Here is a 2,733-nt window from a genome sequence, read left to right as displayed (position 1 = left end):
TAGTGGATCAAGTTCACCAGATGCTTTTTCATCCGCGAATGCATTTATATGGAATGATGAGAGAGCAACGGCAACCATTGCCCTCGCCCATCTTTGTGACTTTAGTTTTTTCATAGGTAGTTTGTTTTGTTGATACTGAGACTCAATCTCAGTTGATATTGAGACTCAATCTCAACAAAGGTGGGTTGTCAACTCACAAAATATTAATTATTAATCTATTAAAAATTTAGCTAAGATTAATGGTATCAAAGATGTTTGGATGATAAATTTTCCAGTTTAGAACGATACAAATGGTTTGTTGATTTGTTTAATATCGAGAAAGCAAAATGCCCGAAAAAGGATCAGCACGAGTATCCTAGAATGGTGATAATGACACCAAAGACCCTTGAGTTTCTTTCTGCTCCCGTAACTGCTCTACCGAGGCAAAACAACCATGTTGACAGGATTGTGCTAAGGGTCACTATTTAAGGGGTATTTGCTCCTGTAGTTCAATGGATAGAACATTGGTCTCCGGAACCGAAGATCTGGGTTCGACTCCCAGCGGGAGCGCCAGTCTCAATCAGCGTTGTAGCCTGTTGTCTTTAAAAGCGAATTATTGTTAAACTAGTTACATCCCCCAGTTTAAAGGGATGCATTAAGCATAACTAAAAGAGAAGTAATTGTAATATGTTTCAATTCAAGTTTGGGTGAGTTTGTTGGATCCCCCGACAAAACTTTCTTCCAATCGAATTAATGTAGTTTTATGTAGGTGTATAATATAAGATAAAATCCATTAATAAAGCTTGATAAAATCATTAATATACTTATAAGGTGTGGTGATATTTCCTTACTCCATTTTATGTAAGTGCATTTATTTTAATAATCACAATCATTTACATAAAAAATTAATACCTCTGATCATCAAAGGCCTTCAAGAAAGTCAACAAGTTCTACTGAGCCTCCTCTCCCAACTATAGTTTCTTTTTTTTGGGACATTCCCAATTTATGTTCCTTTGCGGGCTTAGCTTGTTCGGGAATAGCAATTTATGCTTCGATTCATGCTGCTTTCTATGTAGCTATGGTTGGTATGATTTGGGCAGTTGCATTCGATTGGGCGGATGGACTTATTGCCAGAGGGATGAGTGGTCGAAATGAAATGCAAGGGAAGTTTGGAGCACAGCTGGATGTTTTAATAGACATTGTCAGTTATGGGGTTACGCCTGCAATCTTAATTGCATGCTACGGTGGATTTGAAGTTGAATTTCTTACGGTTGCTTTATTTCTTCTTTTTGCGAGTGCCTTGAGGTTAAGTTATTTTAGTGTTTTTGGGCTCTCTGGTGGAAGTCACTACACAGGTTTGGCGCTCGATAATAACAATATTTTTTTAGCCTTCATCTTTATTTTCGAAGGGTGGATCGGCGAATCATTTTCAATGATTTTACTACTACTAAGTTTACTCATTGCTGTTCTTAATATTTCTCAAATCAAAACCCCAAAGCTTTCTTCCAATCCAATTAATGTATATTTACTAGGAAGTTATACCGTTTTAATTACCTGTTTTTTTTATTGGAAGCAATCCAATCAAATTTAGGTCAATTACATGGTCATTTACACAGTAGGCACATTTGATTTATTACATGTTGGGCATTTGGCCTTATTGGAGTATTGTAAAACTTTGGGGGACACAGTAGCCGTTGGAGTTGGTTCAGATAGCGTGGTAAGTTCTTACAAACCCAACCTGCCTATTATCCCGCTGGAGGAACGAATGGAAATGTTGAGGGCCTTGAAATGCGTGGATATTGTACGACCTTATTATGAATTGGAATATGTTTCAGGTTGCGAAGAATTGAAGCCAGATGTTTTTGTTATTGGAGAGGACTGGGGAAACAATACCCATAACCTTGATGTGGAGGCATACCTCTGCAAAGAAGGAAAGAAACTCATCCAAGTCTGTTATAATCCCCGTACATCTTCCTCGAAGATCAAACAAAATGTGATCGATCAATCTCACCGGGGGGAAATTTTGGCTCAGGGAATTTCTTTAAATGAATGAAATTTCTGTCCATTTAGCATTTATATTTTCATATTTCTAGTTTCCATTCGTTTTGGATAAATTTAGATTAAAAGTAAGAAAAAAGAGTTAGTTTATTTTTGTGGAAAGTAGATAGATGTGGGAGAAAAGCAATCATACCCATGGTTCTGGATGGGTTATGCAAGTGCTTTAGGACTGAGTTCGTTCACAACCTTTGCTTGCCAAGGGTTATGGCCTTTCTTTAATTACGGCAGGTTTGCGGTAATCGATTTATTGATGCAGTTGCCATTTCCGTTTTCCAGTTTTGCTTGCAAAAGTTTTTCAGCAATTGGCTTTTCTAATATCCATCCCAAAGCCTCTAAAGCATCGAGTCTTTGCTTTCAATGTTGTTTATTTCGGTAACGAGTCGGTCTTGATCTTCCATCCTAAATACAAGTGCTTTGGAAGTTAAAGTAAGAATATTTTCAAAGATTGCTGCCAACTTTTTAGTTTATGCACCTGATATTGGAACCTGTGAAGCAAGAGGAGAAATTTGGACTGCTGGAGCACCTCGACCAGTTCGCTAAGACATTATTTAACTCGTGGACTCTGAGATAGCCAGACCGTAGAAATTAAATTAAAGGTAATTTTATCGATTTGCTAAAACTGCCTAAATTTATTTCCTGAAAAGGTATGATTACAGTTAATGATAACTTGCTAAGAAAGTTGGAGGAACACCCAGT

Annotated in this window: 2 protein-coding genes and 1 tRNA gene; all 3 read left to right on the top strand. The window is 37.3% G+C overall.

The annotated features are described in order from the left end of the window. Positions 1 to 477 precede the first annotated feature (477 nt). A tRNA-Arg gene (locus ACKPQ4_RS05975) sits at positions 478 to 552 on the top strand. A 331-nt stretch (positions 553 to 883) separates the two neighbouring features. Continuing rightward, the gene (locus ACKPQ4_RS05970) at positions 884 to 1,570 is read left to right on the top strand and encodes a CDP-alcohol phosphatidyltransferase family protein (protein WP_407680289.1); all 687 of its coding nucleotides are present in this window, start codon (positions 884 to 886) and stop codon (positions 1,568 to 1,570) included. Between the two features lie 9 nt (positions 1,571 to 1,579). Next, on the top strand, positions 1,580 to 2,032 hold the full coding sequence (locus ACKPQ4_RS05965; protein WP_407680288.1) for an adenylyltransferase/cytidyltransferase family protein: 453 nt from the start codon (positions 1,580 to 1,582) through the stop codon (positions 2,030 to 2,032). Positions 2,033 to 2,733: the final 701 nt, after the last annotated feature.

It is taken from the genome of Candidatus Chordibacter forsetii (assembly GCF_964187505.1).
Lineage (GTDB): Bacteria > Verrucomicrobiota > Verrucomicrobiia > Opitutales > Seribacteraceae > Chordibacter > Chordibacter forsetii.
This window is presented reverse-complemented; position numbering and strand designations above follow the sequence as displayed.